At 38.4% G+C, this 26,512-nt stretch carries 16 protein-coding genes; 8 read left to right on the plus strand and 8 right to left on the minus strand.

Translation table 11 applies throughout. From position 1 onward, the window contains the following. Nucleotides 1-28: 28 nt before the first annotated feature. Entirely contained in the window at nucleotides 29-3,136 is a 3,108-nt protein-coding gene (locus CXF85_RS13050) for an efflux RND transporter permease subunit (RefSeq protein ID WP_101229097.1), read from the plus strand. Between the two features lie 128 nt (nucleotides 3,137-3,264). On the opposite strand, the gene CXF85_RS13055 is transcribed toward CXF85_RS13050, so the two are convergent. Together CXF85_RS13055 and prsT are read right to left on the minus strand one after the other, a co-directional pair. Beyond that, a complete protein-coding gene (locus CXF85_RS13055; protein WP_101229098.1) occupies nucleotides 3,265-4,431 on the minus strand; it encodes a choice-of-anchor A family protein in 1,167 nt (388 codons plus the stop codon). Between the two features lie 178 nt (nucleotides 4,432-4,609). Next, nucleotides 4,610-7,408, minus strand: a complete 2,799-nt coding sequence (gene prsT / locus CXF85_RS13060; RefSeq protein ID WP_157829102.1) for an XrtA/PEP-CTERM system TPR-repeat protein PrsT — start codon at nucleotides 7,406-7,408, stop codon at nucleotides 4,610-4,612. 312 nt (nucleotides 7,409-7,720) lie between these two features. Here prsT and CXF85_RS13065 point away from each other — a divergent pair, with 312 nt between their 5' ends. Then, the gene (locus CXF85_RS13065; RefSeq protein WP_101229100.1) at nucleotides 7,721-8,221 is read left to right on the plus strand and encodes an RDD family protein; all 501 of its coding nucleotides are present in this window, start codon (nucleotides 7,721-7,723) and stop codon (nucleotides 8,219-8,221) included. 104 nt (nucleotides 8,222-8,325) lie between these two features. On the opposite strand, the gene lptG is transcribed toward CXF85_RS13065, so the two are convergent. Next, entirely contained in the window at nucleotides 8,326-9,393 is a 1,068-nt protein-coding gene (gene lptG, locus CXF85_RS13070; RefSeq protein ID WP_101229101.1) for an LPS export ABC transporter permease LptG, read from the minus strand. Further along, a complete protein-coding gene (gene lptF, locus CXF85_RS13075; protein WP_101229102.1) occupies nucleotides 9,393-10,559 on the minus strand; it encodes an LPS export ABC transporter permease LptF in 1,167 nt (388 codons plus the stop codon). Before lptF ends, lptG begins: the two co-directional genes overlap by 1 nt. 495 nt (nucleotides 10,560-11,054) lie before the next feature. Between lptF and pepA the strand changes: the two genes are divergently transcribed. The 4 genes from pepA (at nucleotide 11,055) to CXF85_RS13095 (ending at nucleotide 16,908) form a co-directional block, all read left to right on the plus strand. Continuing rightward, nucleotides 11,055-12,560 carry a leucyl aminopeptidase gene (gene pepA, locus CXF85_RS13080; RefSeq protein ID WP_101229103.1) on the plus strand — a complete coding sequence of 502 codons (1,506 nt, stop codon included), beginning with the start codon at nucleotides 11,055-11,057 and terminating at the stop codon, nucleotides 12,558-12,560. Between the two features lie 96 nt (nucleotides 12,561-12,656). Further along, nucleotides 12,657-13,139 carry a DNA polymerase III subunit chi gene (locus CXF85_RS13085; protein WP_232771187.1) on the plus strand — a complete coding sequence of 161 codons (483 nt, stop codon included), beginning with the start codon at nucleotides 12,657-12,659 and terminating at the stop codon, nucleotides 13,137-13,139. 206 nt (nucleotides 13,140-13,345) lie between these two features. Continuing rightward, nucleotides 13,346-16,201, plus strand: coding sequence for a valine--tRNA ligase (locus CXF85_RS13090; protein WP_101229105.1), 2,856 nt, complete (start codon nucleotides 13,346-13,348; stop codon nucleotides 16,199-16,201). Nucleotides 16,202-16,698: 497 nt separating this feature from the next. Beyond that, nucleotides 16,699-16,908, plus strand: coding sequence for a cold-shock protein (locus tag CXF85_RS13095; protein ID WP_011041587.1), 210 nt, complete (start codon nucleotides 16,699-16,701; stop codon nucleotides 16,906-16,908). A 230-nt stretch (nucleotides 16,909-17,138) separates the two neighbouring features. Here the strand turns inward: CXF85_RS13095 and CXF85_RS13100 are convergent, their stop codons facing one another. From CXF85_RS13100 to CXF85_RS13110, 3 genes are read right to left on the minus strand one after another with little or no spacing between them, the layout of a single operon-like run. Next, nucleotides 17,139-17,906, minus strand: a complete 768-nt coding sequence (locus tag CXF85_RS13100; RefSeq protein ID WP_157829103.1) for a PepSY domain-containing protein — start codon at nucleotides 17,904-17,906, stop codon at nucleotides 17,139-17,141. Continuing rightward, the gene (locus tag CXF85_RS13105) at nucleotides 17,893-18,669 is read right to left on the minus strand and encodes a PepSY domain-containing protein (protein WP_232771188.1); all 777 of its coding nucleotides are present in this window, start codon (nucleotides 18,667-18,669) and stop codon (nucleotides 17,893-17,895) included. Before CXF85_RS13105 ends, CXF85_RS13100 begins: the two co-directional genes overlap by 14 nt. A gap of 13 nt (nucleotides 18,670-18,682) precedes the next feature. Then, nucleotides 18,683-19,897, minus strand: coding sequence for a hypothetical protein (locus tag CXF85_RS13110; protein ID WP_101229108.1), 1,215 nt, complete (start codon nucleotides 19,895-19,897; stop codon nucleotides 18,683-18,685). Between the two features lie 349 nt (nucleotides 19,898-20,246). Between CXF85_RS13110 and CXF85_RS13115 the strand changes: the two genes are divergently transcribed. Then, the gene (locus CXF85_RS13115; RefSeq protein ID WP_101229109.1) at nucleotides 20,247-23,987 is read left to right on the plus strand and encodes a hypothetical protein; all 3,741 of its coding nucleotides are present in this window, start codon (nucleotides 20,247-20,249) and stop codon (nucleotides 23,985-23,987) included. A 122-nt stretch (nucleotides 23,988-24,109) separates the two neighbouring features. After that, the gene (locus CXF85_RS13120) at nucleotides 24,110-25,240 is read left to right on the plus strand and encodes a hypothetical protein (protein ID WP_101229110.1); all 1,131 of its coding nucleotides are present in this window, start codon (nucleotides 24,110-24,112) and stop codon (nucleotides 25,238-25,240) included. Between the two features lie 54 nt (nucleotides 25,241-25,294). Here the strand turns inward: CXF85_RS13120 and ribB are convergent, their stop codons facing one another. Next, nucleotides 25,295-26,404, minus strand: a complete 1,110-nt coding sequence (ribB, locus tag CXF85_RS13125) for a 3,4-dihydroxy-2-butanone-4-phosphate synthase (protein WP_101229111.1) — start codon at nucleotides 26,402-26,404, stop codon at nucleotides 25,295-25,297. Between the last annotated feature and the right edge of the window lie 108 nt (nucleotides 26,405-26,512).

Consider the following 26,512-nt stretch of genomic DNA (forward strand, 5'->3'; position numbering starts at 1 on the left):
TTTAATAGAATTGGTATTAGGAATATTAATGAACATTACTCAACTGGCTTTTACGTATCGAAAAAGCGTATTTTTGATTATCGCTGTATTACTTGTTAATGGCCTTTTTGCCTACTTCACGTTACCAGCACAAGAAGATCCAACCATTACCATTCGTGAAGCGATTGTCAGTACCTCTTTTCCAGGTATGGCACCCGATAGAATCGAACAGTTAATCACTAAAAAATTAGAAGAAGAAATACGAAAAATACCGCAAGTAAAAGAAATAAAATCTAGCTCCGCTACCGGTATATCTATCATTCACGTTAAAATTTATGACCGTTATTTTAACCTTGATGATATTTGGCAAAACCTACGGAATAAAGTAGCTTCTGCCCATAAAAAAATGCCTTCAGGTACACATACACCTTATGTTAACGATGAATTTGGTGATGTCTCTGTTGTTACCTTAGCGCTGACCGCTGATGGTTTTGATCTGGGTGAAATGTATGACATTGCCCAGCATATTCGCGATACTTTATATGGGGTAGAGGGTACTAAAAAGATTGAGATTTTAGGCCGACAAGAAGAGCGTATTTTCTTAGAGGCATCTAATGCGAGGCTTGCTCAGTTAGGTATTTCTCCACAATCACTTATCAGTGAATTACAAAAGCAAAATATTGTCCGCTCTGGTGGTCAAATTAACACAGGGGCAATCAGTTTTATTGTTGAACCCTCAGGTAATTTCAATAGCCTAGATGATATTGGTGATACCTATATCAGCATCCCTAATACTGAAGATTTTATCGCACTAAAAGATGTCGTGTCTTTACGCCGAGATTTTATCGACCCACCGGATAAAACCGCCTACTTAAATGGTCAATCTGCCATATTCTTTGCCATCTCGATGTTGCCAGAAAACAACCTGTTAGAATATGCCCCTCGAGTATTAAGCAAAATCAATGAAATTGAATCAAGTTTACCTATTGGCTACAACCTTGAAATTGCTACTTATCAAGCTGATCAGGTAGAAAAAACCATTAATGGTGTTTCTGTTAATGTATTACAAACCTTGGCCATTGTATTAGTGGTTGTTATTTTGTTTTTAGGTTTACGCACGGGTCTTATTGTCGGTGCTATCGTGCCTTTTGTTATGTTGACCACGTTAAGCATAATGCAATTTAGTGACATGAAACTCGAACGAATGAGTTTAGCGACGCTTATTATCTCGCTAGGTTTATTAGTTGATAATGGTATTGTTATCGCTGAAGACTTCAAACGTCGACTAGAAGATGGCGTAGATCGTTATAATGCTATGTTGCAAGGCAGCAAAGAGCTCGCCATCCCGTTACTGAGTTCATCAGTAACAACTATTCTATTTTTCTTACCATTGATGCTGGCTGAACATGTCGCCGGTGAATATACTCGCTCTATCTCACTCGTTATTTTAATTACCTTGCTGACCAGTTGGATATTAGCTTTATGTGTTACCCCGCTATTATGTTATTTCTTTATTACTCTCCCCAAAAGTAAAAAAGCAGAAAATAAAGGGGCTAAAGGTAGTAAATCTGAAAAGCCGGATCCCGGTAAGTTCTATCGTTACTACGAAACGTTTTTACATTGGTTACTCAAACATAAAGCACTGTTTATGACGGCTATGTTAGCGTTGTTTATTGGCTCAATTATCTCAATGAAGTATGTCGCCAAACAATTTTTTCCTGATTCAGACCGTACCCAAATCCTAGTCAATATTGACTTGCCTAATGGTACTTCGTCTACGGAAACTAATCGCCAAATGAAGGACATTTTCACTTGGCTAGACGATAATGAACGATTCAATTATATTGATAGTTATTCCGCTTATGTTGGCTTTAGTGGCCCTAGATTTGTGATGTCCCTTAATCCTGAAGACCCGGCACAAAACAAAGGTTTTATGGTATTAAACGTTAAAGACAATACTGATATTAGTGCCACCGTGTTAAAACTTGATGAACAAATTGAACATGATTTTCCTAACGTTTCTGCGCGTGTTAAAAAGATGTTTTTAGGACCATCCGACTCAAGTACCATTAAAATTCAAGTAAAAGGACCGGACAAAGACGTTATCTATAAAAAAGCACAACAGATAATGGCAGTATTACACGATGTCCCTAATACCCTGGATATACGAACCGATTGGGAAAACTTGATCACTAAAATTGATGTTCAAATAGATCAACATAGAGCAAAGCGATCAGGCCTTACTTCTGAAGAAATTGCCCAAGCGTTAGAGGCCTATTTCTCCGGATCGAAAATTACTGAGTTTCGTGAAGGTGATAATGTTATTCCTGTGGTATTAAGAGCTGAGCAAGCAGAACGTCAGAGCTTAGATAGGCTTAGAACTCTCAATATTTATTCGAATAAAACAGGGCAAACAGTACCTTTATTTCAAGTTGCTAATTTAGCCCCGTACAATCAATTTTCGATTATTCACCACGAAGATTTGTTCCGTACTATTAGTATTCAAGCCAGGAATTCTGATGTGGCTGCTGAAGACCTTAAGAACATTATTGATGCTAAAATTCAGGCTTTAGCTGCTGATTTACCACTAAATCATACTATTGAATATGATGGCGTGATTAAGGAGTCTAAAGCCGCACAAAAAGCGTTAGGTGCCAGTATGCCGATAGTATTAGGTTTAATCTTAATATTATTGGTAGCGCAATTTAATTCTTTTAGGCAAGCAGCGGTGATCACCTTAACTATTCCACTGTCTTTTATCGGTGCGGTATTAGGCCTGTTTTTGATGCAAGCACCTTTTGGTTTTATGGTTACGCTAGGGCTATATAGTTTAGCGGGCATCATTATCAATAACGCCATTGTATTAATTGATAGAATTAAAATTGAAACCGAGTCAGGAAAATCCGACTATCAAGCGGTGGTTGATGCCTGTTTAACACGACTACGTCCGATTGCGATGACAACGATCACCACGGTGATGGGCTTATTACCCTTAATTATTGGTAAGGATCCATTGTTTTACGGCATGGCTAACGTTATTGCTTTTGGTCTAGGCATTGGTACGATTTTAACCTTAGCGGTAGTTCCAGCGCTATACTGTGGTTTTTATAAAATTGTCGATACACGTGACAGTTCAGCCCTAGCTAAGTTAGCCTAGTTAGCCTAGTTAGCGAGTAATACTTAGTTTGTTTATTTAAAATAGAGCAAAAAAAAGCCAACTTTCTTGACAAGGGCCCCCTTAACAAGAAAATTGGCTTTTTTAATGAAAAAATTTCTCTACAAATATTACGTGGTAACAGGCTTTTTAGAGGTTTTAATGTGTTTTGCTAATAGCACTTTCCTATTGACATAAACCAACATAATGGCTAGAAAAAACAACCAGATACTGGTTGGAGTAGGAACAGCTACCGGACCAGTACCCACTGATGTGAATGGGTTGTAATTAATTTGAACATTATGTTTTACACTCCACGATTTACCAATCACTTGACCAACAAGATGACCCGTTATTGCCTTAATATCTGCAGCAGGCGCTAAAACAGAACCGTAAGTAGAGCCATTTAGCACAACTTGAGTCGCGCCAACAAAGTTATATAAAATCTGATGTTCTGGACGTCCTGTTAATGATTGCTCATTTACAGGACTTAACGTATTACCGTTAACACTAACAATTTGGCCGTTTAGCTGTGCACAACCTGTTTGACCTGCTTGACAAAAATCTGCATTGCTTCCCCATTTCTTACCTTGAACATTATTTTCATTGGTAATATTAAAAACAATCGTTGCATCATCACTAACACCCGTAACATTCCAAGTAGTGCCTGCATTAATTTGTTCCTGAGTTACATCAAAAACATAGACATTATCATTATTGGTTGTGGTTGGCATAAATGTTAATGGACCTGTAGGAGCCCCTTCCCAATCAGCTGCGTGATTTGTGGCACCGTGAGCTGTGGTTGCCGCCAAGTTATTTGATAGTGTATTTAAATGGGCAAAAGCATTATCAAAATCTACTGGTAATTGACTTTTAGTAACTTTACTTAACTGTGCTTCAAATGCACCACTGCCGCCTGAGGTAATTTCAGTATTATTATTATACGCGGTACCAGCATACACCACCTCACCTGCGTGTGGAGATTGGTGTGGACCTGCTTCATATACATTAAAGCTACCTTGCCCAGTTTTAATAACATTACCACCGACAACTAGGCTTGGGCCTGCACCCATGCCAAAGGCATCTATTTTTTCGCCAATATCATAGCCACCATCAACAGTAAAGTTACCGCCTACAGCAATACGTCCTTGTGTATCAGAGCCATTAACGGTGAAGTCATTTTTAATGAAAGCATTGTATTTGCTTGCCGCACCTAAGTCGATCTCAACAGCTGATACAGACGTTGCTACAAGTGCAACTGAAATGATAATACTTGCTGATAAAAAGAGATTACGCATACTATTCCTTGTCTTTGTTCAATACCTCTGTCGCCATTTAGCAACAGACGGTGTAAATTTGCGCAGATTATATACTAATCAGTTACAAAATGACACCGCTGTCATTGTCTCGTTATATTATTTCATCAGTACTCATGAATATTTAATATAACGATATGATAACAATGTGTTTACAGTTTTAGTTGTTAACCTTGGCGGTCACCGAAGAACGCAAAGTATGCGCAGGTGCCAGTGTGATTGCTTTAGCCAGTGCTGACTTAGCTTGTTGAATATTGTTCAGTTCTGCTAGCGCGTAGGCTAAATGATAATAAATTTCGCCGCTAGTGGCATCGCGAGCGCTCGCTTCTCGCAATAAACTTAAGCCATTGTTTACTTGATCTTTATGTACATAAATCCAACCAAGGGTGTCGTTAATAGCCGCTATATTAGGAGCTAACTTATACGCTGTTTTAGCATAGGTTAACGCTTTAGTTAATGTTTTATCATAAGAGGCAGCAGTGCTAATGCCAGCCTCTTTTTGTTGAAAATGAATGTCTAAAAAGTAGTGTGCTAAGTTATTTAAAAAGATAGGATTTTCATCTAACGTTGGCGATTGCTCCAAGACGTCAATTGCTAATTGTTGATTTCCTTCGCTCAAAGCCACCGCACTTAATTGTGCTCGTGCCCAGTCGTCATTTGGCGACTGTTTAATCCAACCCTTTAGTAAACTTATCAACGGTTCCATCTGTAATTGTTGGCCATACAATTGTGCTAACATTTGCATATCGTTACGATTTTTTTGCTTTTTGTATAAGTTACTCAAAATTGTGGTTGCGTCACTCAACTTTTGCTGAGAGATTAACACGCGTACTTTTAAGGTTAACCAAACACGATTATCCGGGTATTCGTTTAGTGCACTATCAATAAGTTTCAGCGATCTAGTAGGCTCTTTGTCCATAAAGTAATAACGTGCTTGCAGGTATTCCGGTACTTGTGCCGCTTCTAATTTTTTAATCCGATCGATACTTTTATTCGCTGAAACCACATCAAGAATATCCAACTGCGCATGCGCTAACGTCGCCAACTTATCACTGTCATCGTAAATCAAACCATATAATATTTTTAACGTTCGCATCGCTAAAGCATCTTGACCAAGCTGCGCCTGAATACGACTTTTACTCAGCAATAGTGCTTCATCTAACGGGTACTCTTTTTCAAGCTGTTTGATTAGAGTAAGTGCTAGATCAGCTTGCTTAGTAACAATATATAAATTTATCAATGCTCTACCGTTGCGATAATCATTGTTATTAGCCAAAGGTTCGAGCAATTTCATTGCCAATACTAATCGGTCCTGTTTAATGGCTAAATCAGCATACAGCTGTAATGTTAATGCGTCGGTAGCATTAATAGTGAGTAACTTCTTATAATACTGCTCTACTTTTATTAAATTACCTTGCTGCAAGTAAATTCCCGCTAATGCCGTTAGTGCAGGTGTGAAACTGTCTTCTAACACAAGTGCTTCTTCCAAAAAGTAAACCGCTTTTTGGCGATCTTCCTCAGTTTTAAGCGTTAGTTCAGCAGCTAATTGCAGTACTTCCACTTTGCCTGGATATTCATCGAGCAATGCTTGTGTGGTAATTTTAGCTTGTTCATACAAACCACTTTTTAATTGCATGAAAGCTAAAATAGTCTTATTTTGCAAACTGGTATTTGGGTTGGTTTTATCCAACACAGCCAATGCTTCATCAAACAGCTCATGGTCTAATAGACTAGCAACATAATGCTGCCTCACCTTTTCATTACTCGAAAAATTACCATGGGCTTTCGCTAAAATAGCCAGCTGCTTACTTTTTAAATCCCCTTGACGATAGATCTCAGCGGCCAGTATGTAAAGGTCAACATTGTAGGTATTTAACGCTAAGGCTTTTTCGATATGTTGTTGTGCTTTTTCAAATTTCTGGGCTCTAAAAGATAAAATAGCTAAATAGCGGCGTGCATTTGAGTTTTCGCCATATAGCTCGATATAACGCGAAAATTTATTTCTCGCTGATAAGTTATTCGTGTTAACAAAGTCAACGGTTGCTGATAATAATAAGACTTGCTGATCTTCTTGGTTACGCTCTGAAACACCGGATAATTGTTGTCTAATATCTGTTAAAAGACGACGCGACTGTTTACTTTTTCCTTGCTGCGCGACAATGGATGAATGCAACAGTTTTGCGTAAGGATCGTTTGGTGCTAACTCCCTAAGTTTAAGGGCGATGGCTAGAGCTGCTGGTAATTTATTTTGACTGAGCAATAAGCCAGCTTTAGCAAACATTGCCTGCTTATTCGTTTTATCTATCGTAAGTACTTGCTTAATGGCCTGAGCAGCTTGCTCATATTGCTCTAAACTTTTATTTATTTCACTACTTAATAGCAACGCCGGCACATAATTACTGTCTAACGATAATGCTTGCTGTATCTCTTTTTGCGCACTGATAATACTTTCTTGCTTATACCATAAGTCCGCTAGTGCGGTATGAATTTCAGCTGAATCAGGCTCCATTACAATAGCTAATTGATATGCTGACAATGACTGCTTGTATTGTGTCAGTGCTTTATAAGCATTGGCCTGAAAATAATGATATTTTGATTCACTTTTCAGCTGTGGGTGATTCGCTAATAACTCTAACGCTTGTTGGCTTTTATTAAGTAATAACTTTACTTCGACCAGAGAGATAACCACAGCAAAAGAATCCGCATGAAGTTGCAAAGATTGTTCAAACTCTTTTTCAGCGGCTTGGTATTTTCCTGTTTGTAATAGCACCTTGCCTAACAATAAACGTGCGGGCAAATAGTTAAGGTCAAGCTTTAAGCTATTTTTAACTGCTATTTCAGCAGCTGAAAGCTTGCCTGCATGCAAGTGATTTAAGGCTTGCTCATAATACTTCATTGCCTCATTAGCACTTGCCGTAAGAGTAAAAAACAAACTGATAAGCAGAAATATAAAACGCATTAAAACACACCTGTGCATAAGTGGCCGTTAACATAACAAGCCAAAGAATAATAAATTAAAATAAATAATGAGGTTAAGTTCGTTGCTGAACTACGCTCAATAGGTATTGCTGTACGCTGGAAGGAGGGGAGCCATTTAGTTAATATTGTCCCTTAATCAAAGCCCGCAAACACACAACTTTTACAATGCTTTGTGTGTTTTGCCATTTTACGATAACTAACAGGGATACTCAATTAAGAAAAATTTTGTTAAACTGCCTTGTATAAATGTTATCCCGCCCCGCTGATTAAAGCACAACATAAAGACGACAACATGACAGAAACAACACCCCCAACTTTCCCTCGCGCAGGCTTTCGACGTCGCTTTGGCTCATGGATTTATGATTCACTTATTGTTATCGCTATCTTTATGCTTTCAGGTTATATCTGTGTGGCACTTTTTGTCGCCTTAGACGCGGCAGAGTTAATAGCTATCACACGCAGTGGTTTTGGCATTGATTGGAATGCTTCACATATTGCTTACAAAATTGCTTTTAATAGTTGGTGTGTAGCGTGGGTTTGCATATTTTTCGTTTATTTTTGGGCTAAAAAAGGTCAAACATTAGGTATGAGGGCGTGGCGATTACGCGTACAAAATACAGACGGTTCATTAATAAGTAAAATGTCGGCCATTAAACGTTTAGTGCCAACACTACTTGGTTTAGGCAGTTTGATTGTACTTATCGATAGAAAGAATAAGTTGAGCCTACAAGACAGGCTAACAAATACTGAAGTGGTGGTACTTTCACTAGAAGCCAATAGAGGCCGCTTATAGCGTTAGTGAGAATCAAAAAAACGATAAAAAAACGCTATTCATTTCATGAATAGCGTTTTTTTTGGGATAGATTAAGATTATTTTCTATTCGCTGACTAAAGTCTTTATGCGCCTTTCTTGCCAATAATGTACCAAGCAACGCTTACAAAGACCAGGCTTGGCATCATTGCCCCGAGTACCGGAGGTAGTTGATAAACTAAGCTTAATGAACCCAGTACCTCGTTAGAGATAAAAAATAAAATCCCGGTAAATACCCCCATCATAATACGTGCGCCCATAGAGACTGAGCGTAATGGACCAAAAATAAACGATAAGGCGACTAAGAGCATAACGGCAACAGTTAATGGCTGCATGATCTTTCGCCAAAAAGCGAGTTCGTAACGACTAGGATCTTGTTCATTGGCTTCTAAATAATCTAAGTAATCAATCAAACCCCGCAAAGAAAGTGACTCCGGCGTAACGGTTACTACGCCAAGTTTTTTCGGTGTTAACGACGAGTTCCAGATTTTCTTTTCATGATTGGTAGTAATAATTTCGTTATCAGTTAAGACAAATTCCTCAACATCGGTAAGTAACCAGCTATTTTCTTGATAAATTGCACTTTTTGCAGACAGCCAACTATCAATTTTTAACTCTTCATTAAAACCATAAACTTGTATTTTCTTTAACTTTCCTTTGTCCAACACTTCACCAATGTTAACAAAATAATCTCCGTCTTTAGCCCATACACCATTCTTTGAGGCAATTAAACTACCACCCGAAATTGCTTGCGCGCGAATTTGACGCGCTTTAGCTTCACCACTTGGCGCTAACCACTCACCAATAGCCATACTAACAACAATCAACAGCACTGCGGTTTTCATGACTGACTTAATAATATCTAAACGTGATAAACCCGCGGCTTGCATCACAATGAGTTCACTGTTACTCGCTAACATGCCGATACCAATTAAACCGCCAATAAGCGCGGACATAGGAAAGAATACTTCGACATCACGTGGCACATAGTAGAGTACATATAATGCGGCATGTGCTAAATCGTAATTACCTCGTCCGATAGCACGCATTTGTTCAACAAATTTAATAATGCCACTGACACTAATAAAAACAGCTAAGGTAACAAAAGTTGTCGATGCAATCACGCGACCAATATATAAATCAAGAATTCGCATTAGCTTTCCTTTGCTTGACTGGTTTTTCGAGCCGATTTACGTTTAAGCATTGGAAATTTGGCTTTGAGAATTCGACCACTACTACGCTCTTTCATTAACAACATGACCCCGATAAATAAAGCACTGATATGTATGGGCCACAAGCCAACAACACTTGGAATAGCATTCTTTTCAATTGCTGATCGCATTGACGTTAATAATAATAAATAGCCTAAAAATAACATTAAGGCGGGCAACAATTTACCAAATTTCCCCTGCCTAGGGTTAACAACACTTAACGGCACGGCTATAAAAACTAAAATGATGCAAAGTAAAGGAAAGGCGATTCGCCATTGAATAGTAGCCCGGTAAGCTGAATCTAATTCAGGGGGGATATTGTTATACAGCTCCAGTGTAGTTAACGCGCTTAATTTACGGTGTTGATGTTCAACTTCCTGATCTTTAATCTGTATATAATATTTGTCGAACGCAACAGATTGAAATTCTTTACTATCAATATCTCTGTGGTAACGAATACCATCACCTAATACGAGTTGCTGTGAGCCCTGCTCATCCTCAAAAACCTTGCCGGTTTTAGCGTACACTAAACTGGAATTGATAATACTTGCCTCGGCATTACCCGCTTTAGGTAACTGCGCTACAAATACCTTATTAAAACTATTAGTTTCTCGGTCTTTATCATGAATAAAAACCACCGCATCTTGATTTCCTGTTTGTTGGAATCGTCCAGAGACTAACGCGCTTAGGCCAGAATCGGCTGCGAGCTCTTCTTTAACAGTATATTGGTATTCCGAGGCAAGCGGCGCAAGGTATAAAGTGAAAATTCCAGTTAGAATAGCGGTAATAACCGCCAACACTAAAGTCACGCGCACAACATACCACTCACTGACACCACAGGCGTGTAGTACGGTCATTTCACTGTCCGCATAAATGCGGCCATAAGCAAGTAAAACCCCTAAGAATAGGCTCAGCGGTAGAATAAACCCTGCAAGATCTGGTATTTTTAAGGCGATAAAAGTCATCACTAGTTGCCCTGGAATACTGCCTTCTGAAGCATCCCCTAATACACGGACAAACTTTTGACTGATAAAAATAGTCATCAACACAAAAAATACAGCTAATTGTGTTTTGGCGACTTCTTTTAATAAATAACGAAAAATGATCACAAAAAGATCCCGTAAAAACTTAGTTTTTTTCTGACATATTGGCAAATATTGAGTAAACTTGTCGTTTTCATAAGTAAACTATATAGTCAGTGTCTAACTAATATTGGTGAGTGCGACTATAATTATAGCCCTTAGCGATATCAATTGAATAGACAAGAGTGCTATTTTTTACTTATTTTAGCAATTATACCAAACAGATTAATTAATTAACCAACTTAGAGTTGTATTAGCAGAGCTTAGAACAAGTAAAATGAGTTAAACATAGTTATTCTATATTTAATTCATTTTGTGATGTTATCAGTTTGCTAATAACCTCCCGAAGGGCGAGTTTAAAAGGCTTACATGCTGCGTTATTGATATTGACAAGGGAATAACCATTCTCTTCAATCAATGCCTTGCCTCTAAGCCTTTTAATTCTCGCTAAGTGGTCAATTAATGAGTCCGGTTGGTATGTATGCTAAATAAACACCTTATAAAATTGTAAAAGGAAAAGTCATGGAGTTCAGTGTAAAAAGCGGCAGTCCCGAAAAACAACGTAGCGCTTGTATTGTTGTTGGTGTTTTTGAACCACGCAGACTGAGCGGTACAGCCGAACAGCTTGATGAAATCAGTGAAGGCTACATTAGCAACCTTTTACGCAAAGGCGATTTAGAAGGTAAATCAGGGCAGATGTTATTATTACATCACGTACCTAATATCTTAAGCGAACGCGTTTTATTAGTAGGCTGTGGTAAAGAAAGAGAACTTGATGAGCGTCAATACCGTCAAATAATTACCAAAACAATTAACACCTTAAATGAAACAGGTTCAATGGAAGCAGTATGTTTCTTATCTGAATTACATGTTAAAGGTCGTGATATATATTGGAAAGTTCGCCAAGCAGTTGAAGCCGCACAAGATGGCTTATACAGTTTTGACAGCTTAAAAACACGTAAAGCAGAGGCTCGCCGCCCTTTACGTAAAATTATTTTCAATGTACCAACTCGCCGTGAATTACCTATTGGTGAACGCGCAGTTGCTCATGCTTTAGCTATTTCTGAAGGTATTACTACCTGTAAAAATGTTGCTAACATGCCACCAAACATTTGTAATCCTGCCTATCTTGCTGAACAAGCCAAGATTCTTGAAAATGATTATGACAACGTTACAACTACGATTGTTGGCGAAAAAGAAATGGAAGAGCTTGGTATGGGTTCATACCTAGCTGTTGGTCGTGGTTCAGTTAATGAATCACTAATGAGCATCATTAAATATGACGGCGCTGCTGATGATTCAAAACCACTGGTATTAGTGGGTAAAGGATTAACGTTTGATAGTGGTGGTATTTCATTAAAACCAGGTCTAGGCATGGATGAGATGAAATATGACATGGGCGGTGCTGCTGGTGTATTAGGTGCAATGCATGCTCTTGCTGAATTGCAATTACCTATCAATGTTATTGGTGTTTTAGCTGGCTGTGAAAACATGCCAAGCAGTAACGCATACCGTCCAGGTGATATATTAACGACTATGTCGGGTCAAACAGTTGAAGTACTTAATACCGATGCAGAAGGCCGTTTAGTATTATGTGATGCACTTACTTATGTTGAACGTTTTAACCCTGATGCGGTTATTGATGTAGCTACGTTAACTGGCGCTTGTGTTGTTGCGTTAGGCGCACATGCAACCGGCTTATTAAGTAGTCATAATCCTCTTGCCCATGAGTTATTAAATGCTTCAGAACAAAGTGGTGACAGAGCATGGCGTTTACCGTTATGGGATGATTATCAAGATCAACTTGAAAGTCCATTTGCTGATTTTACCAATTTAGGTGGCAAAGAAGCGGGCACTATTACTGCGGCTTGTTTCTTATCTAAATTTACTAAGAAATATAACTGGGCGCACTTAGATATTGCTGGCACAGCATGGCGCGGTGGTAAAAACAAAGGTTCAACAGGTCGCCCTGTAAGCATGCTAACGCAGTTTTTACTGAACCGTTCTGGTCAAGAACAAGGCGAGTAAATCGTCAGAGTAAATTGATAGAAAAAGAATAAGCCCGAGTAGTTAACTACTCGGGCTTAAGTATTTAAATTAGGCGAACTTAATTAGGCAAGAATGATGCAAACCCAAGTAATGTTTTATCTACTTAAGGATGAAGTTACAGTTGAAGGGACAGACGAGAAAGAAGAAGATACTCGTTCTGCGATTTATCATGCCTGTTTGCAAGCCAGTCATTTCTATCGTCAAAATCAGCGTGTCTATATTTATGCACAAGACCAGCAACATGCTGAACAAATTGATGAGATGCTTTGGGCATTTGATAGCGACAGTTTTGTACCACACAACCTAGTTGGTGAAGGTCCAAAACAAGGCGCTATGGTTGAAATAGGTTATCAAGCACCGCAAGGGCGTCGTCCTGTGCTTATTAATCTAAACAGTGAAGTACCTAACTTTGCCAACCAATTTCAATTCATAGTTGATTTCGTCCCCAGTGATGAAACACGTAAGCAACAAGCGAGAGAACGCTTTAAAACTTGCCGACAATGGGGTTTTCAAGTTGATAACCAAGCGGTAACCGTTGTAGAAAAAACGGCTAGTTAGCCGCTATTTTGACATAATCATTGGCACAAAAATAAATTCGAACAGTAGAAAAAAGACTAAATAAACACGAAAGTACCTAATTCAATAAACGTTGCATTTATTATGCTGCAATTTTACTTTGTTGAGCCTTCACTGGTAAAAAATACTAATGAATAGTGCGGCAACAAAACATCGAACAACTATTAAACCTATTACCGGATAAAATGATGGAAAAAACCTTTAACCCTACCGACATTGAACAGTCCCTTTATACTAGCTGGGAAGAGCAAGGATACTTCAGCCCAACGGGTGAAGGTGAAAGTTACAGTATTGCTATTCCACCACCGAATGTTACTGGTAGCTTGCATATGGGTCATGCTTTTCAGCAAACCATCATGGATACGCTTATTCGTTACCAACGTATGCAAGGTAAAAATACCTTATGGCAAACGGGTTGCGATCATGCGGGTATAGCAACACAAATGGTCGTTGAACGTAAAATTGCCGCAGAAGAAGATAAAACTCGCCATGACTACGGTCGTGAAGGTTTTATCGATAAAATTTGGGAATGGAAAGAAGAATCTGGCGGCACTATTGGTAAACAAATGCGCCGCTTAGGTAACTCTATCGATTGGACTCGTGAACGCTTTACTATGGACGATGGTATGTCTGAAGCAGTACAAGAAGTATTTGTACGCTTATTTGAAGACGACCTTATTTACCGTGGTAAACGTCTAGTAAATTGGGATCCAAAATTCCACACCGCTATTTCTGATTTAGAAGTAGAAAACAAAGATAAAAAAGGCCACATGTGGCACTTACGTTACCCATTAGCTGACGGTGCAAAAACAGCTGAAGGTCTTGATTATTTAGTGGTAGCAACCACTCGTCCAGAAACCATGTTAGGTGATACTGGCGTTGCGGTTAACCCTGAAGATCCACGTTATAAAGATCTTATTGGTAAAAAAGTATTATTACCTTTAGTAAATCGTTTAATTCCAATTGTTGGTGATGATCATGCTGACATGGATAAAGGTACGGGTTGTGTAAAAATCACCCCTGGACATGACTTTAACGATAATGAAGTGGGCAAACGTCATGCATTACCACAAATTAACATCTTAGATAAAGATGCCGCTATTTTAGCAAGCGCTGAAGTTTATGATACTAAAGGTGAAGTCTGTAACGCTTACGATACTGAATTACCAAGCGAATTCGCTGGTATGGACCGTTTTGTCGCTCGTAAAGCTATCGTCGCTAAATTTGACGAACTCGGTTTATTGGTTGAAGTAAAGGATCATGATTTAGTTGCCCCTTACGGTGATAGATCTGGCGTTATCATTGAGCCACTACTAACTGACCAATGGTATGTACGTGTTGAGAAATTAGCAGGTCCTGCCGTTGAAGCTGTTAAAGATGGTCAAATAGAGTTTGTACCTAAGCAATATGAAAACATGTATTTTTCTTGGATGAATAATATTCAAGATTGGTGTATCTCTCGTCAACTTTGGTGGGGACATAGAATCCCAGCTTGGTATGATGAAAATGAAAAAGTTTATGTTGGCCGCACCGAAGAAGAAGTACGTGCAAACAATGACATTGCTAGTGACATGAAGCTACGTCAAGACGATGATGTTCTTGATACTTGGTTCTCATCAGCTTTATGGACTTTCTCAACCTTGGGCTGGCCAAAAAACACAGAAGATTTAAAAACCTTCCACCCTACTGATGTATTAGTAACAGGCTTTGACATTATTTTCTTCTGGGTTGCACGTATGATCATGATGACCATGCACTTCAACAAAGATGAAAATGGTAAAGCACAAATCCCTTTCAAAAAGATTTACATGACTGGCCTTATTCGCGATGAAAATGGCGATAAGATGAGTAAATCAAAAGGTAATGTGGTTGATCCGTTAGATATGATTGATGGTATTTCTCTTGAAGATCTACTTAAAAAACGTACTGGCAATATGATGCAACCAAAGCTTGCCAAGAAAATTGAAAAGCTTACCAGAAAAGAATACCCAGAAGGGATTGAAGCACACGGTACTGATGCGCTTCGTTTTACGCTAACATCTGTTGCAACAACGGGTCGTGATATTAGCTGGGACATGAAACGTCTTGAAGGTTACCGTAACTTTACCAATAAGTTATGGAATGCTAGCCGATACGTGATGATGAATACCGAAGAATTTGATTGCGGGAAAGATGGCGGGGACATAGAGTTATCTCTTGCCGATCGTTGGATCATAGGTCAATTCGAGCAAACGGTAAAAACAGTACATGAAGCATTTGATACTTATCGTTTCGATCTTGCCTCACAAGCTTTGTATGAATTTACTTGGAACCAGTTCTGTGATTGGTATTTAGAGCTAACTAAACCGGTTTTATTTAAGGGTAATGAAGCACAACAACGTGGCACACGTCATACCTTAGTAAACGTTTTAGAAGGTCTACTTCGTTTAATGCACCCTATCATGCCGTTTATTACAGAAACCATTTGGCAACGTGTTCAGCCAATGAGTCAGTTTGAAAAAAATGGTGATTCAATCATGATTCAAGCTTTCCCACAATTTAATGAAAACAATTGTGACCAGCAAGCCATCGACGATTTAGAATGGGTTAAACAATTCATTATCGCTATTCGTAACATTCGTGGTGAAATGGACATTTCGCCAAGTAAAGAATTACCTGTATTGCTTAAAAACGTTAATGAAAACGATCAACGTCGCTTGGATGAAAATGAGCAGTTCTTAAGTTCACTAGCCAAATTAGAAAGCATTACGGTATTAGCGGACGATGAACAAGGTCCTGCTTCTGCCTCTGCTGTAGTTGGCGATTTATCTGTATTGATACCAATGGCAGGTTTAATTGATAAAGAAGCTGAACTAGCTCGTTTAGACAAAGCCATTGAAAAGCTTGAAAAAGAAGCAGGTAGAGTTCGCGGAAAGTTAGGTAACGAAAACTTTGTTAGTAAAGCCCCTGCTGCTGTAATTGAAAAAGAACAAGCAAAATTAGCAGATGCTGAATCAACATTGGCTAAAATCCTTGAACAAAAAGTACAAATAGCGGCGCTCTAATTTAAATAGTTAAGCTGATAGAGTTAAACTAAATAGATAAGCTAAAAACGAAAAAATGACGGCTACCCTAAATAGCCGTCATTTTTATTGTCTACACCCTCCTTCCCTCAAGCCCCCGCTTATTCGACTATTAGCACTGCCTTTGATAGTTACTCTCATTTAAACAAAGAAATTTTGAACTATTCTGCTTTTTTATAAAGCAAATTAAAAACAACTATGGTAGACTGCTTCCGCGTTGAGTTCTTGCGTTGCAGATGAAGGTTTATACTGACTTTTGTTGTAGTTTTCTATCTGATGCACATAGTGTACTGATTATTCTACACAGGCAGGTTTAGACAATGCAAACTATTGTTTGAAACAATGATTGTGTCGAATATGGTTTGTTTCCTTCCTCTTCCTGTACTTTTGGTAGAGGGCACTTACTCGGGTGAAAACGGTTTCTACCTATTTTGGGATAGAGCCACAATATTATTTTATGATTACAGGAAAATGTTAGTATGTCTGATACAGTTACTGGTAAAGTTAAATTTTTCAACGAAACTAAAGGTTTCGGTTTTATAGAGCAAGAAAATGGTCCTGACGTGTTTGTTCACTTCAGCGCTATCTCTGGAGACGGTTTCCGTACTCTAGCTGACGGTCAAGCAGTTACTTTTACTGTTAAACAAGGTCAAAAAGGCCCTGAAGCAGAAAACGTACTAGCTGTATAAGTTTAACTTATAAGCTAATCTAAAAAAACGAAGCATGAGTTCAACTCGTCCTTCGTTTTTTTGTGTCTGCAATTTAATAAAATCAAAGCAGAAAATATAAAACAGAAAATCAAAAATAGAAAACACTCCGCTCCAAAGTATCTTCACGAAGTGAGCTACTCGCAATAATTTTAGTTAAAGTGATCACCGAAATGACCACGACATTATTCAATTACCTATCACGCATGTTATCAATTAAATTTGTAGCGCCCCTTCCTTAGTAATTCAATGACCCAAATAAAACCCGTTAGGCAAAAGGCTAATGTTAATAAAGCAAAGAAGGTTATTTGGCCATTATTAAAACCACCTACCGAGCCTTCACCTAGAAAAGGGTAATCCATAAAGTGCAGCATAAAGAAGAAATCAACAAATCGTTTATCTTCATTACTGTGCCCGACTAAACGTCCTGAACTCGCATCCACATAAACACTCGTCTCTAAGTCATCTGAAAAGTTGACCTGCCAAACGGTATTTTTTTCTTTGAGCATATCTGCAATAGGTGGTTCAAGTTTAACTACCCCGCTAATATCTCCAGAACCTTTATAGCTTGCTTGTGCTAGCCTACTTGCGACATTACTATCAACGACTAACTCTGTTCCTGCATAGGCATCAACCAAGCTATAGTCGCTCTTGAAATGGCTATAAAGTCCCTTATCATGGGTTAATAAGTAGTAAGGCTGTCCTAATCGCTGCACCAAAACAACTTCACTCACTTGGGTATTACTTTTTGCAATGATTGAATTGGAGTTGAGTAAACGCTGGCTATCAATTTGTTGGGTGACAACAGTTTGCTTATTATGATTACCACGGGCTTTATTGTGATCCATCAAATTAAAAAACAAGCCCGTACCTAGCCAAATGAACAATTGTATAAAAACTAACAGCGATAACCATTTATGCAATGACTTAACTGTTGATAACTTAAATAACTTCGACTTATGCTTATTAATTTTTTTCATTGGTTGCCTCAGCCTTATCATCTTTAAGCTTTCTTCTACTTGGTTTATTTTTCGACGCCGATCTTTTAGAAGGACGGTGCTGAGGAGCAAGACGATAATAAGTTAGTACTAAGCCAAATATACTGGCGATAAAAGCAAACACAGTAAATAACAATAACAACTTATTATCAGCTTCCCCGTCGGTATAATCCATAACATGAAAGACAAACATCCAATCAAATAAGCGCCAAAAGTTATGCCGCTTCGTTACTAATTGGCCCGAGTTCGCACTAATATAAAAGCTAGGGCTGGCGAAATCATCAAAATCTATGCGCCATACGGGTAGATGTCTACCACTTAGCTCACCCGGAGAATTATCAGTAAGCAACTCAACCTTGGCTATAGTGACACTTTTGTCGTTATACAGCTCTTTAGCGATAGAAATAGCTAGCGGCTCGTTAATTGGCGATAGTTGCTGGCCATCAAACGCTGAAACTAGCACTTTCTTTTTATCAACATTAAAGCGGTAAACAGCTTTCTTTAACATAAAGCCAAGTTCTATTGCTGTCGCCTGAGGATGTACTTCCAGTAGCTCTTTAAAAGAGTATTCAACTTGTTCAGCGGTGAGTGTTTTTTGCTTTTTAGCAACTAAGGTATCTCCATGAATATAATCAATATCCATTAACACCATATACGTCCCGGTAATAGACCAGGTTAATAGCTGCAGTCCGACAAAAAGCATCAACCATTTGTGATATTTTCTACTCGTTCTATGTAAAGACACTACTGATCTTCCTTTATATTTCTGCTAATGCTTGTACTAACATAGCTTCAATTTGCGTTGTTATTTTTCGGTTAATTCCAGCGTCAAAACCACTAATACGTGGCGTATGAATGTGCCCCGTTGGTATGGTAGAGCCAAGTCGATTACGTAAAACAATACTGCGGTATGAAATTTCATTCGAAAGATAACCACCGCCGCCACCTTGTACTGATACTTTATCAGTAAGCTCAGATAAGCTATTAGCGGTAATATCCTTTGCTTCACCTGCCTCTAAAATAGTTACGCCACGATTATCGTTTACCTTGTAAGAGCCTTTAGCCTTCATCATCGCTTTATAAGGTAAACTAAACAGTACAAATTCATCCCCTATTAGTGACGCTGCAAGTAAACTAGGCACTAAAGGGTTAGTTTTATTAGCGCCCGTATAGACATTGACGTTATCTGGAGCCGTTGCACTACGTCTTAAGCCCGGAAAATGCTCTAAATCAAAATCACTACGACCCATCGATATTGTCGAAATTAGGTCAACGCTATTAAGGGCATAAAAAGGCGCAAGTAGATTTTCAATTTCGCCCTGATCAAAATCGGCATAACGCACTGGCACCATGACAGTATTAATTTCTGCCGTAATAGTTTTACCACCTTGCTTATATTCAATGACAGTTCCATCAAGTAAGAGAACAGCTAGACCTGAGGGATTAGATTGCTTTAAGTTTCGATCAAGTAGAAAAGGATCAAAACCCGTTAAAAACATGCGCTTCTCTGTCGATTTAACATAGCCCATATCACTGTAACCACGAGAACTTTTTTCAAAGACTTCAACTAAGCTTTCCAGCTCGATTGAAGTAAAGCGATTTTGAGTTGATTTAATAAATGATTGAATAGCTAACCTAGTCCAATATAAAGGTCTATCATCTACGATATTTCCTAATTGGGCTTGCTGTTTACTGTATTGCCAAAGCTCATCACCTAGTTCGTTCATAGCGCGCTGTGCAATGGAAAAGTCGCTAACCATTGACCAATCGCTCTTAAAATCAGACCAATCAAAATAACCTTTTAACATCGGCATTGCTTGTTGCGCTTTTTTTACTCGCTGCTCTTCAATAGTTAATTCAGTTTTATGACTGCTCACTGAATTACTGTCAACTGATGTTAATGCTGAAGCACTTAAGCTAACGGTTAATAATGAGATTGAAAGTGCGGTTAAAATTGCTGTTGAAAGCCTCATAAGACTCCTATTTGTGATGATAAAGTCGTGGATGTAAAAGTATAAAGCATACATGCGATCAAAATGTAAATAACACGGGATTATCTACGAAAGAGTTTATCTATTATTAAATACAATTCAGCTTGAAACAGAAAGTATAATTTTTTAGTTTTAATTACAATAACTAATCGACAAATATGTACACCTATGCCAGAAAATCACACAAAAAGAGGTGAAATGACATGTTAGTTACATTGTAATTACGCCGATAGCGAACTACCTTTTAATGGACTTTATACATATAAAATATAGTTTTCACTCTTATGTACTATGTAGGAGCGGTTACTATCAACCTAGATAAGGATATTCTGTGAACCTCAATAAACATGTAATAGCACTTGCACTTGCCTCGGCCCTTGGCGCCTGCTCAGATAGCTCTAATACAACAATACCTCCTGATGAACTACCGCCTGTTGTAACTGAAACCACCGTTAATGGTAAAGCGATTAAAGGGGTATTAACTAATGCTGTAGTAAAGGTATACAAATTTGATGTTGATGGAACCCCAATTCCCTTATCTGACACTGAATTAAAAGATGCAAATATTAGCACCGATGGTGATGGAATTTATACTTTTACCGTATTAGATTATGATGGCCCAATTAAAATAGAATTATCACCAAGTAAAGACCCTGAGAAGCCAACCACGATGAGTTGTGATGCTCCTGCTGGTTGTGGTGATGATATTAAGTTTGGTGAACCAATTGATTTAACAGCGCTTGATCCTAACTTCAAATTAGATGCTATTTCAATAGTCGATAGCAGTAGCAATGGTGAAGTTAAAGTTAATGTATCTGCACTAACGCACTTAGCCGCTCAGTTAATTGAAGCAAGTGATACCATTAATGCTGAGTCTGTCACAGAAAATTCAGCAAAAATTGCCAGTACCTTTGGTATTGCAGGCGATATAACACTATTAGAGCCAACAGTAACAGATAATGCTAGCGCGGTTGCAGCTGAAGATAATGCTGAAGAATTAAGATATGGTTTAATCAATGCTGGCATCATGGCGGCACTCTTTTCAGGTGAAACCGATGGAACTGATGTTTTATCAAGTAAACTTGCTGCAGTCGCTGCTGATTTAGTTGCAAATGATGGTGCATTATTAGTTACTCAAGACGATGATGATGGTTTTGAATTAGCCTTAGCTGAAGTACTAGAGGGTGCAGGTGAAGCAGCTCAATTAGCCGCTGAGCTGATTACTGCAGACGGTACTTTAACGAGTGAAATAAGCTTAGTAACCCTAACAACACAACTTGTTAATGAACAAGCTTATCAAGAAGCGAATGTTGGTGATGACGGCCTTGCTATAGTCGTTGTTGATGTCGTTACTGAAGGTGATGCCGTAGCTAAAGCTAAGGCGATGGTCGAAGATGTACGCTTATTTACTCACTTGTTTGATGAGACCTCCACTGAAGGTGCAGGCATTAAAACCCAAGGTGATGAATACGTGGCCCTGCTCGACAATGCCGGTATCATGATGCAAACAGAAAGGGATAACTTTGCATTACTCGCCCAAATAAGTACTGCCTTAGCTGATTTAAGTTTACAATATGATGCAGGAACTCTAAGCCCAGAAGCCGCAGCACTAGGGGTTCCTATTGCGAGCTACCTAACCACCACAGCGGGTGCTGTTGGCACTATCACTTTTGATGAACGCACAGCAACTGATGGTATTCTGTTTAAGGTTGAAGCCGTTTCAGGCACTGAAAAAGCCACACTAAATGCCTCTGCTGAATTTTCAGATGATAAGAAAAGTATCACCTTAACCATTGATGGTTTACTTGAATCTGCCGGCGCCAAATTTACCTTGAACGAAGGTAGTTTCGCTAAAGTTAACCTTGATACTGCAGCTTCTCGTGATGCATTAGAAAATGATACTTATGAAGGTGAGATTATTTCTGGTGAATTAGAGTTAAGTTTATCATTAGCGCAAAAAGAAGTAGGTTTAGTTACTAATCCAATAACTTTTGAAGGTATGGTAAAAACAAAATTATTAATGGTAGGAGAGCGCACTCTTGATGAGCAAAGAAGTTGGGATGACAAAAATAATCAAGACATTATTAGTTATGGCCGTCCAGAGCTAGAAACCTTGGCACTACCTGAGATGTTAACGCTCAGTGGTGCCTTCAACTCGCTTGAAGGTGATTCAATCAGCGCAACACTGACTGTTAATATTGATAACCTTGATGGCTACCAAGCACCGAAATTTAAATATATAGGTAAAGAAGTACCGGGTGTTTTTGCTGTTAATGTATCTGCAGATAAGCATACTATTGTTGTTTCCCCCTCAGATATAGCAACCAATCCATATACTCTAACTCGTACTTTTACACCGGGTGACGGTGAATGGACTAATACATCAAGCAATATTCCAGCGGTTCCAGAAACGCATCCGTGGGGCGAATCATTCATTGAAACAGAGATGATACGTACACTAGGTGACGTTGTTACCTATTCTATTTCCGGTCTAATAGAAAAAACTGATAGTTTTTGGGCTTGGTCGACTAAATTCACTCCTGTTGATACTAATGCAGATGGCACAGATGATTCTGTTGAAGTAGCTGTTATTGGGCACTGGCAAAAAGGTTATGAATACGACACAGCGGCTTTATTAGATGCTGATGGCCAGTTATTACAAGCCGATGGTACTGCACGTAATTTTGATGATGCATGGGTTATAGGCACTTTCAATAGTATTGACGATTTTGTCGAATTTTCCGGCGAATCTTGGGTTATGCCATATAACCTTGATATGATTAATAATGCTGCTGATTTATATGCTCAAAAAATTGACAATGATTGGGGTGGTGAAATCTCAACTCAAACTAGCTTAGGTAAAGTTTCTGTCTTTTTTAATGAAGAAGAATTAATGGCATTAAAGGACGGTTCGGTCACCTCTTTAGATGGTTACATTACTCAAGCATTAATCAAAGATGTATTAACGGTTGAAGTGAGTGCTGATGCCAATACGGTAACTGCAACGATTGAAGATGCTTATACTGCCACCTACACTTTTACCGGTGAAGTCGGTAGTAACTTTAACTCTGATGAAGAAAAAATAGATGAAGATGGTACGTCCACTGAATCTATTTGGTCAAAAGTCACCGATATTGGATTAGATGTGCCACAAGTTATTGTTAGTAGAATGGCACAAGGGCCTTGGGGTAAAGTTAATTCTCAACTTAAACTTATGCCAATGGACTACCAAGTGGACGGTGAAGTCGGTTTTGGAGAAGCAGACATCATAATTGCTTACTATCTTGGCGGATTCAACACTGTTCACGGCTTTAATGATGACGGCAACTTAGTGGATGCAGATGGCAACGTGGTCGGTTTTGATGAAAATAGCTGGGTTGTCACTGAATTTACTTCATACAATGATTTTGATTGGACCGCTGAATCATGGGCTACTGTGAATTGGAATCCTTTACCCTTTAACCCATTAACAGTCAGTAGTGCAATTGATGTTTATCAGGGCTTTATTAACAACGGAGCAAATCATTACGCTGCTAAACCCTATTATTGGGATGGTATAGGTCAAGTTGAAACTGATTTTGATAAAGATACCTTAGACTCATTATCAGCTGGAACCACCATGTTTGATGGTTACAACATCGAAGCTGATTCTAACGACTTGTTAGAAGACGAAGATATTTTTCTTAATATTAATGCTGCATTAACATTAGAAGCTATCTTAGGTGACTACCAAGTGAAGTTACAACTTTCAGGCAATAGAACTGCCCTTGAAGATGGTGCTTTTGACCTTAGTATGAGCTACCGTTTACCCGGTGCTGACACACAGCGTTCATTTACTGCGCATTACAATACCGAAGTGGAAGGTCGTTTAACGGCTAATAACGCTGATGGTGTAGTCTTAGTACTAAATGAACCAGATGAAGATGATACATCTACTACACAAGTTATTGGTCGTATTCTTGTTGGTCCTACAGCAATAGAAGCTGCAATTATTGAAGATAGAGATGGTGCTATTTTTATCGTTTACGCAGACATTGATAATGATGGTGTGCAAGAAGAAGAAAGTTTATAAATTTTACTTCGCTATTAACTACTAAACGATAGTCGTTTAGGTTAAATTAAAATGCCAGTCATTGATGACTGGCATTTTTTATAAGCTAACAAAAGATCATTTTCTTCCAATAAGGAATCTTAGTGAAGATTAATTTACTTTGTGCTGTTACGTTAACTTTTTTATTTACCTTGATTTGGGCAAATAAAGGGCACGCTAACAATAAACAACTCAAAAACAATCATGTTTCAGCTTATGTACTGAGTGAATCATTCAGTAATATTTTACCGATAAAACAACTTATTGAAGACGATTGGCTACAAGTCCCCGCAACAGATTCAAGCATTGGTTTTACCCAAAATGAAACAGGCATAAAAGCTTATTGGGGAAATTTAAATTTTAACGTTGCTCACCGAATTGATTACTTTGTATATACTAACCCCGATACCGCGCAAGCTTTTTATTTAGAACGAACTGATCAACCGCTCATCACACAAGATAATTATCAACTTGCGTTAAAGTTACATCACCAACGTAGTAATGGCTTTAGGGTTGGTTATCAATGGCAGCTCGACGATTTTTCTACTGAAATTAATATTGGCTACTGGGATGTTAGTGCCAGCAGGGAGTCTCAAATTACCGGTGAAATTTTTGGTGATGACAATAATAACATTACTGGTACAGCGGAGCTTAGTGAGTATTACAATGATAAAAATTTTTTAAAACACACCAATAACAATAACTGGGAAACCGATGGTTATGGCATAACTCTTGATTTAGCTATTAATTGGCAAGTAACTGATAAATTTGATATCAGTGTTGATATTAAAGATTTATATTCACAATTTAGCATGAAAAGTTTAGGTTTTAGCCAAGGGAAAGTCGATACCGATGGTACTTTTATCAATAGCCTTGGTGGTAAGTCATATTTACCCCTGTACCGTGGCGTTTTTGGTGCTAAAGATTTTGACTTTACCTTGCCTGAACAGGTTAACTTACTTGCACATTACCTAGATGAAAGCTTGAGTAGTGAACATTTTACTATGAGTTATCTTGCTCGTTATAAGCGACAAGGGGATGTTAACTTTTATTATGCTGGTGCAGAAATCGAATTTGAAACTAGCGTACTTACGTTAATGCTAGATTTAGAACACCTTTCCCCTGAAATTCAATACAGTAACTCATGGTTTGCTATGAGGCTTGCTATTGACAATATTGATATAGAGAAAGCAATGCAATTTTCTTTGGGGCTATCAGGACATTACACTTTCTAAAAAAAAGGTGCTTATTATAAGCACCTTTTTTTCATATGAATTTATTACAAAACACTAGTCTGCAATATACTCAACCACTTCCAAGCCAAAGCCTGATAGTGAATGGTATTTAGTTTGCGAGCTTAATAAACGCATTTTACTTACGCCTAAGTTAGCGAGTATTTGTGAGCCAACACCCACATTACGAGAGCCAATATGACGATTAATTTCGTTTACTGTTTCTCCTGCATCAATCTTGGCATATTTTTCTACCAAGTTAATTAATTCACTCGCTGACTCATGTTTGCCTAGCAATACAAGTACGCCGCCTTCTTTAGCAATTTTTTCTAATGCACTAGCCATTGGCCAAGTTGCCACACTTTCACGCTGACTGAATAATAAATCTCTAAAGGTATTTTCTAAATGAACACGTACTAACGTTGGTTGCTCAGCCTTAATTTCACCTTTAGTTAAGGCAAAGTGTGCTTGACCATCAATAGTGTCTTTAAACACGGTTAAATCAAAGTCACCAAAAGCCGTTGGCAGTTTACACTGAGAAATGCGTTCGATAGTTGTTTCGGTAGCATTTCTAAATTCAATTAAATCAGCAATAGTACCCATTTTGATACCATGCTTTTCTGCAATAATTTCTAAATCAGGGCGACGCGCCATGGTGCCATCTTCATTTAAAATTTCAACAATAACAGCAGCTGACTCAAAACCCGCCATGCGCGCTAAATCAACACCGGCTTCAGTATGACCGGCACGATTTAATACACCGCCATCTTTAGCGATTAATGGAAAGATATGACCTGGTTGTACAATACTAAGGTGTGTCGCTGTTTTATTTGCCGCGGCAAGTACAGTCGCTGCACGATCAGCCGCAGAGATACCGGTAGTTACACCCGTTGCGGCTTCAATTGATACAGTAAAATTAGTACTAAATTGTGCGTTATTTTTATCTACCATCAAGGGTAACTTTAATGTTTCACATTTTTCACGACTCATTGGCATACAAATCAAACCACGACCGTGAGTAGCCATAAAGTTTATCGCTTCAGGCGTCACTTTTTCAGCGGCCATAATGAAGTCGCCTTCATTTTCTCTGTCTTCATCATCCATTAAAATAACCATCTTACCTAAGGCGATGTCTGCGATGATTTCTTGTGGGGTATTTAAGTTCATTTCGGCCTCTTTAATGGCTAGCGATGTTGTTAGCCTAATTTAACTGTTCTTATTTAATATGTTTTAAAATGCATAATTACCATGCATTGATTACTGATTTATTTTTCG

This window comes from Colwellia sp. 75C3 (assembly GCF_002836255.1).
GTDB lineage: Bacteria > Pseudomonadota > Gammaproteobacteria > Enterobacterales > Alteromonadaceae > Colwellia.